The sequence below is a fragment of the Polaromonas sp. genome, assembly GCF_018780625.1.
In the GTDB taxonomy this organism is placed as follows: domain Bacteria; phylum Pseudomonadota; class Gammaproteobacteria; order Burkholderiales; family Burkholderiaceae_C; genus Polaromonas.
This window is the reverse complement of sequence record NZ_JADMJK010000008.1, coordinates 1-7610: the sequence shown is the minus strand read 5'-3', so window position 1 is coordinate 7610 and position 7610 is coordinate 1. Positions and strand designations below refer to the sequence as shown.

At 62.9% G+C, this 7610-nt stretch carries 6 protein-coding genes; all 6 read left to right on the top strand.

From position 1 onward, the window contains the following. Nucleotides 1-89: 89 nt before the first annotated feature. Nucleotides 90-1607 carry a UxaA family hydrolase gene (locus tag IV091_RS00865; RefSeq protein WP_293464082.1) on the top strand — a complete coding sequence of 506 codons (1518 nt, stop codon included), beginning with the start codon at nucleotides 90-92 and terminating at the stop codon, nucleotides 1605-1607. After that, entirely contained in the window at nucleotides 1607-3010 is a 1404-nt protein-coding gene (locus tag IV091_RS00860) for an FAD-binding oxidoreductase (protein WP_293464081.1), read from the top strand. The genes IV091_RS00865 and IV091_RS00860 overlap by 1 nt, the downstream gene beginning before the upstream one ends. Then, a complete protein-coding gene (locus IV091_RS00855; protein WP_293464080.1) occupies nucleotides 3007-4080 on the top strand; it encodes an Ldh family oxidoreductase in 1074 nt (357 codons plus the stop codon). The genes IV091_RS00860 and IV091_RS00855 overlap by 4 nt, the downstream gene beginning before the upstream one ends. 48 nt (nucleotides 4081-4128) lie before the next feature. Then, nucleotides 4129-5724 carry a class I SAM-dependent DNA methyltransferase gene (locus IV091_RS00850; protein ID WP_293464079.1) on the top strand — a complete coding sequence of 532 codons (1596 nt, stop codon included), beginning with the start codon at nucleotides 4129-4131 and terminating at the stop codon, nucleotides 5722-5724. After that, the gene (locus IV091_RS00845; RefSeq protein ID WP_366806971.1) at nucleotides 5714-7021 is read left to right on the top strand and encodes a restriction endonuclease subunit S; all 1308 of its coding nucleotides are present in this window, start codon (nucleotides 5714-5716) and stop codon (nucleotides 7019-7021) included. The genes IV091_RS00850 and IV091_RS00845 overlap by 11 nt, the downstream gene beginning before the upstream one ends. After that, nucleotides 7018-7610: DUF3800 domain-containing protein (locus IV091_RS00840; protein WP_293464078.1), on the top strand; the 593-nt coding region annotated here is incomplete at its 3' end. The genes IV091_RS00845 and IV091_RS00840, both read left to right, overlap by 4 nt.

The following is a 7610-nucleotide window of genomic DNA, read 5'->3' as shown; positions in this document are numbered from 1 at the left end:
CCTACGCCGCCTTTGTCAAGAGCGAGGAAGCCCGCTGGACCCAGGTGATCAAGACCGCCGGCATCAAAACCCCTTAAGGACCACAGTGCATGAACCCCACCATCCGACTGGACCCGAAAGACAACGTGGTGGTAGCGCGCGCTGCCATCCCGGCGGGCACGCCCGTCCCGGCTGAAAACCTGAGCGCCCTGCAGGACGTGCCCGCCGGCCACAAGCTGGCGGCGCGCCTGATCGCCAAGGGCGAGAAGGTTCTGAAATACAACACCGTCATCGGCTATGCAACAGAAGACCTGCCGCCCGGCACCTGGATGCACAGCCACAACATCGCTTTCGGTGATACCGACCGCGATTACCGCTTCAGCGAGGATTACCAGCCCGCCGACATCCTGCCGCCCGAACAGCGGGCGACATTCATGGGCATCGTGCGGGAAGACGGCCGCGTGGCGACCCGCAACTACGTCGGCGTGTTCGTGGTCGGCAATTGCGGCGCCACGGCGGCGCGCAAGATCGCCGACTATTTCGACGACGAGCGGCTGGCCGATTTTCCGAACATCGATGGCGTCGTGCCCTATGTGCATGAAATGGGCTGCGGCATGGAAATGACCGGCGAGCCCATGGACCTGCTGCGCCGCACGATTGCCGGCCATATCCGCCACCCGAACACCGCCGGCGCGCTGGTGATTGCGCTGGGCTGCGAGCGCAACAACATATGGGGTTTCCTGGAGCAGGAAAAGCTGGTGGTCGGCCCCAAACTGCAGACGCTGGTGATTCAGGATGCTGGCGGCATGGCCGACACCATCGCCAGGGGCAAGGACATGATTCGCGCCATGCTGCCCGAAGCGAACAAGGTGCAGCGTGTGCCGTGTTCGGCCGAGCACATCAAGGTCGGCCTGCAATGCGGCGGCTCCGACGGCTTTTCGGGCCTGTCGGCCAATCCGGCGCTGGGCGTGGCGATGGACCTGCTGGTCAAAAACGGCGGTACCGCCATCCTGAGCGAGACCAGCGAAATCTATGGCGTCGAGCACACGCTGACCTGCCGCGCCGTGACGCCCGCCGTCGGCCAGAAACTGGTGGACCGCATGAACTGGTGGCTGGACTACAACAAGGGCCGCGACACCCAGATCAACGGCCGCGTCAGCCCCGGCAACAACGCCGGCGGCCTGGCCAACGTGCTCGAAAAATCTTTAGGCGGCGCCAAGAAGGGCGGCAGCAGCCCGCTGATGGAAGTCTATGAATACGCCTACCCGGTGACGCAGCACGGGCTGGTGTTCATGGACACCCCCGGCTACGACCCGGTCAGCGCGACCGGCCAGATTGCCGGCGGCGCCAACCTGATTGCCTTCACCACCGGGCGCGGCTCCTGCTTTGGTTCGGTGCCCGCGCCCACCATCAAGCTGGCCAGCAACACGCCCATGTTCAACAAGATGAAAAACGACATGGACATCAACTGCGGCCCCGTCATCGACGGCGAAGCCACGCTGCAAGACATGGGTCAGCAGATTTTCGAGCTGATTTTGCGCACCGCCTCGGGCCAGAAAAGCAAGAGCGAAATCGTCGGTATGGGTGAAAACGAATTTGCCCCCTGGCCCATTGGAGTACTGGCGTGATGACAGATTTTCTTCAAGCCGCAAAGGCACTGCTGGGCGACGCCCATGTGCTCACCACCGACCTGGCCGCTTATGCGACCGACTGGCGCGGCAAGTTCACCGGCCTGCCGCTGGCGGTGCTGCGGCCGGCCGACACGGCGCAGGTCACCGCCACGGTCAGGCTCTGCGCCGCCCACGGCGTGCCCATCGTGCCGCAGGGCGGTAACACCGGCATGTGCGGCGGCGCCACGCCCGACGGCAGCGGCGCGCAGGTGGTGCTGAGCCTGGGCCGGCTGAACCGCGTGCGCAGCATCGACCCGCTCAACAACACGCTGACGGTGGAGGCCGGCTGCGTGCTGCAAACCATTCAGGCGCTGGCCGCTGAGCATGACCGCTTGTTTCCGTTGTCGCTGGGGTCCGAAGGCTCCTGCCAGATCGGCGGCAACATCGCCACCAATGCCGGCGGCGTGCAGGTGCTGCGCTATGGCAATACGCGCGACCTGGTGCTGGGGCTGGAAGTGGTGCTGGCTGACGGCCAGGTACTTAACCTGCTGCGCGCATTGCGCAAGGACAACACCGGCTACGACCTCAAGCACCTGTTCATCGGCTCCGAAGGCACGCTGGGCCTCATCACTGCCGCCGTGCTCAAGCTGTTTCCCGCGCCGCATGCGCAGGCCGTGGCTTTCGCCGCTTTCCAGACGCCGCAGCAGGCGCTACAGTTATTGGGGCTGATGCGCGGCCATTTGGGCGACCGCTTCACAGCGTTCGAACTCATAAGCCAGGCCAGCGTGGCGATGGTGCGGCAGTATTTTCCGGCCACGCCCACGCTGTTCGAGGCAAAGCACCCCTGGCATGTGCTGATGCAGGCCAGTGACGCCGCCGGCCAGGACGCGCTGGACGCCGCTTTCCAGGCCGCGCTGGAAGCAGCGCTGGAACGCGGCATCATCGACGACGTGGTGGTCGCCACGTCAGAGGCGCAGGCGCATGAGTTATGGGCCGTGCGCGAGAACATCAGCGAAGCCCAGCAGCATGACGGCAGCAACATCAAGCATGACATCGCCGTACCCGTGTCCAGCGTTTCAAGCTTCATCGACGAGGTGCTGCCGATGCTGCACACCGCCTATGAGGGCGTGCGGCCCATCGTCTACGGCCATCTGGGCGACGGCAACCTGCACTTCAACGTGTCGCGCCCGCCCGGCTGGACCATACCCGGCTGGCAACTGGAAACTGACCGCGTCAACAAGGTCGTGCTCGACGTGGTGGCCCGCTACCAGGGCTCTTTCAGTGCAGAGCACGGCCTGGGCCAGCTCAAGAACCACGAAATGCTGCTGTACAAGGCGCCGCTCGAAGTGGACGTGATGCGCCGCGTGAAGCAGGCGCTGGACCCGCAAAATTTGATGAATCCCGGAAAGCTGCTGCCATGAACCAGATTCCCACAGAAGCAAAGCGCTACCCGCTGCCCGAACTCACCCAAGTCATCGAGGCCCTGTTCACCGCCACCGGCATGGAGCCCGACAAGGCCCGCGCCATCGCCCATTCGCTGCTCAGCGCCGACAGCATGGGCCACAGCACCCACGGCCTGGCGCTGGCGCCGTGGTATCTGGAGGCGGCCCGTGCGGGCGTGATGACCACCACCGGCGAGATGGAAGTCGTCAATGACCGGGGCGGCTGCGTCACCTGGAACGGCCGGCGTCTGCCGGGTTCGTGGCTGATCTCGCGCGCCATCGACACGGCGCTTGAGCGCATCGAACAGCATGGCGTGGTCACGGTGGCGATTGCCAACAGCCACCACACTGGCGCGCTGGCGGTGTATTTGCCGCGCCTGACCGAACGCGGCCTGATGGTGCAGCTGGTGTGTTCCAGCCCGGCGGCCAAAGGCGTGGCGCCGTTTGGCGGTAGCGAGCCGCTGTTCACGCCCAACCCGATCGCCGCCGGCATTCCGACCCAAGGTGACCCGGTGCTGCTCGACATCAGCTCGTCCATCACCACGCTCAACAGCGCCCGCCAGCTGGTGGCGCGCGGCGAGCGCTTTCCGGCGAAGTGGGCCATGGACAAAAACGGCCAGCCCAGCGACGACCCGAACGTGGTGGTCAGCGGCGGCGGCACGCTGCTGCCCGTGGGCGGCTTTGACCACGGCCACAAGGGCTACGGCATGGCGATCCTGGCCGAAGCGCTGACGCAGGCCGTGCCCGGCTACGGCCGCGCCGACGAGCCCAAGGGCACGACGCTCGGCATCTATTTGCAGGTCACCGACCCGCAGGCTTTCGGCGGGCTCGACGCCTTTACCCGCCAGTCGCAGTGGCTGGTGGACGCCTGCCATGCCAACCAGCCCTTGCCCGGCGGCCCCAGGGTGCGCCTGCCCGGCGAGCATGCGCTGGTGCGCCAGCGCCAGGCGGTGCAAGAGGGCGTTCCGCTGATCCAGGAAACCGTGGAGGCGCTGGTGCCGCTGGCGGCGGCGGCGGGGCTGGCGTGGCCGGCTGCCATGGGGGGCTGAGCAACCCCGGCCGTTAAGATACCCGGCGAAGGAACCCCCCACGCCACCATGCTCGACGACATCAAGAAAACTCTCTGGGCCACCGCCGACAAGCTGCGCGCCAACATGGACGCCGCCGAATACAAGCACCTGGTGCTCGGCCTGATCTTTGTCAAATACATCTCCGACACCTTTGCCGCCCGCCACGCAGAACTCGGCGCGCGCCTGACCAACCCGGACGACGCCTATTACTACGGCGACGCCGCGCCCGAAGACATTGCCGCCGAACTTGAAGACCGCGACTATTACAAGGAAGTCAACGTCTTCTGGGTGCCCGAAGCGGCCCGCTGGGAAAGCCTGCGTTCAAATGCCAAGCAGCCCGACATCGGCAAGCGCATCGACGACGCCTTGAGCCTGATCGAGGCCGAAAATCCCACGCTCAAAAACATCCTCGACAAGCGTTACGCCCGTTCGCAACTGCCCGACGGCAAGCTCGGCGAGCTGGTTGATCTGGTGTCGACCATCGGCTTTGGCGACACGCCCAGCATTGCCCGCGACACGCTGGGCCAGGTGTACGAATACTTCCTGGGCATGTTCGCCAGCGCCGAAGGCAAGCGCGGAGGGCAGTTCTACACGCCCGCCAGCATCGTCAAGACCCTGGTCGCCATCCTCAGCCCGCACAGCGGCAAGGTGTACGACCCGTGCTGCGGCTCGGGCGGCATGTTCGTGCAGAGTGAAAAATTCATCGAAGCGCACGGCGGCCGGTTGGGCGACGTGTCGATCTACGGGCAGGAGTCCAACCCCACCACCTGGCGCCTGGCCGCCATGAACCTGGCGATTCGCGGCATCGACTTCAACCTGGGCCGCGAGCCGGGCGACACTTTCACCAAAAACCAGCACCCCGACCTGCGCGCCGACTTCATCCTGGCCAATCCGCCGTTCAACATCAGCGACTGGTGGCACGGCAGCCTGACGGGCGACGCCCGCTGGGTCTATGGCGACCCGCCGCCCGGCAACGCCAACTACGCCTGGCTGCAGCACATGCTGCACCACTTGAAGCCGACAGGTCGTGCTGGCATTGTTTTAGCCAATGGCTCCATGTCCAGCAGCCAGAACAGCGAAGGCCAGATTCGCGCCGCCATGGTCGAGGCCGACGTGGTCGAAGTCATGGTGGCGCTGCCCGGCCAGCTGTTCTTTAACACCCAGATTCCGGCCTGCCTGTGGTTTCTGGTCAAGCAGAAAACGAAACGCAAGGGCGAAGTGCTGTTCATCGACGCCCGCAAGCTGGCGACCATGATCAGCCGCGTGCAGAGCGAGTTCACCGACGAGGTGATCGCCCGCATCGCCAACACCGTGGCCGCCTGGCGCGGTGAGTCTGCATTACTCCCTCTGGGAGAGGGCAGGGGTGAGGGCCTCCCCGCTCCCGCCGCCTACGCCGACATCCCCGGCTTCTGCCGCAGCGTAAAACTCGAAGAAATCGCCCAGCACGGCCACGTCCTCACGCCCGGCCGCTACGTGGGCGCCGAAGCGGTCGAGGACAACGACGAGGATTTCGCCACCAAGATGCAGCAGCTCACCGACAAGCTGGGCGAGCAGATGGCGAAGGGGGCGGAACTGGACTTGTTGATACGCGCCAAGCTGGGAGGGCTGGGGTATGAGTTCTGAATGGCCTCCAGTCCGTCTCGGTGACCATGTTGACTCTTGCCTTGGCAAGATGTTGGACGCCAAAAAAAACAAAGGCACGCCTCAACCGTACTTGGGAAACAGCAACGTTCGTTGGGGAAAGTTTGACCTTGTCGATTTGGCACAGATGAGGTTTGAGCCTCATGAGAAAGAGCGCTACGGCCTGCGACCGGGAGACTTGGTTGTTTGTGAAGGCGGAGAACCTGGGCGATGTGCTATCTGGAACGGCACCACAGGTATGAAAATTCAGAAGGCGCTGCACCGTATCAGGCCAAAAGCATCGTTTGACAGCCATTACCTCTACTACTGGTTTTGCTATGCGGCCAATATCGGTCTACTAGAGCCGTACTTCACTGGTACGACCATCAAGCATTTAACCGGTAAGGCAGTTGCAGCGTTGGAAGTGCCGCAACCTCCAATTCGTACTCAACAGATGATGGTAGAGGTACTTAGGGCCCTCGACGACCGCATCACCCACCTGCGCGAAACCAACACCACGCTCGAAACCATCGCCCAGACGCTGTTCAAGTCGTGGTTTGTCGATTTCGACCCCGTGCGCGCCAGGATGGAAGGCCGCGCCCCCGAAGGCATGGACGAGGCCACGGCGGCGCTGTTTCCCGATGGGTTCGGGGAGTCGGAGTTGGGCTTGGTGCCGAGGGGCTGGCAAGTCCTGCCAATTGGTGATGCGGTTGAAGCGGTTGGCGGGGCTACACCAGACACCAAGAACCCCGTTTACTGGGAACCTGCAATTCATTGCTGGACAACGCCCAAAGACCTTTCCGGTATTGCCGCGCCGGTGCTGCTGGACACCGAGCGAAAACTCAGCGACCAAGGTTTGGCCAAAATCGGTTCAGGTGCGCTGCCTATTGGCACATTGCTTTTGTCATCGCGGGCACCAATTGGCTACCTCGCGCTAGCCCAAGTGCCATTGGCCATCAACCAAGGTTACATCGCCATGTTGCCCGGTGGTTTGTTGCCGCCTTTGTATCTGCTGTTTTGGTGTCGTCAAAATATGGAAAACATCAAGGGCAGGGCCAACGGCTCGACTTTCATGGAGATCAGCAAGAAAGCGTTTCGTCCCATTCCAGCGTTGGTGCCGCCGCCGACAGTCGTAGAAGCATTTACAGACGTTGCGAGCATATTGTTTGATCGGCTGATCGAAAACGAAAAGCAAGCCCAAACCCTCGCCACCCTTCGCGACACGCTCCTCCCTCGCCTGATCTCAGGCCAGCTGCGCCTGCCCGAGGCGCTGCAAGAAATGGAAAGGGCTTTGCCATGACCACACAACCGGGTACTCAATACGCGCTTTTTGAGGTGGCAGAAGCAACGCCGCTGGAGAAACCATCGGCTGACACTGCGGAAAAGCGGTTCAGCGATTACGTGGTCTATGTTGACGAAAGCGGCGACCATTCCCTGGCCAGCATTGACCCGGGCTACCCGGTGTTTGTATTGGCGCTGTGTGTCTTTCACAAGCGGCACTACAGTGAGCAGATCATCCCGGCTGTAGAGAAACTCAAGTTCAACTACTTCGGGCATGACAGCGTGGTTTTGCATGAAAACGAGATCAGCAAGCAAAAAGGGGCGTTTGCTTTCTTGAGCCATCGGCCTACCCGTATCGCGTTCATGGAGCGGCTGAACTCAATCATGGATGCAAGCAACTTTATTTTGATTGCTTGCGTGGTCGATAAGGCGCGACTGTCGCGGGGCGCTGGTGCCAACTCCAATCCATATCACATTGCGCTTGGCATCTGCTTGGAGGCGCTGCACGGCTTTTTGCTTGAGAAGGGGCAAGAAAAGCTGCGAACCCACGTGGTGGTGGAGTGCCGTGGCAAAAAGGAAGATAGCGAACTCGAACTGGAGTTCAGGCG

Bases quoted from the DNA above. Each gene is read 5' to 3' on its own strand.
- IV091_RS00865 (WP_293464082.1), top strand. From the start codon at position 90: ATGAACCCCACCATCCGACTGGACCCGAAAGACAACGTGGTGGTAGCG.
- IV091_RS00855 (WP_293464080.1), top strand. From the start codon at position 3,007: ATGAACCAGATTCCCACAGAAGCAAAGCGCTACCCGCTGCCCGAACTC.
- IV091_RS00860 (WP_293464081.1), top strand. From the start codon at position 1,607: ATGACAGATTTTCTTCAAGCCGCAAAGGCACTGCTGGGCGACGCCCAT.
- IV091_RS00850 (WP_293464079.1), top strand. From the start codon at position 4,129: ATGCTCGACGACATCAAGAAAACTCTCTGGGCCACCGCCGACAAGCTG.
- IV091_RS00845 (WP_366806971.1), top strand. From the start codon at position 5,714: ATGAGTTCTGAATGGCCTCCAGTCCGTCTCGGTGACCATGTTGACTCT.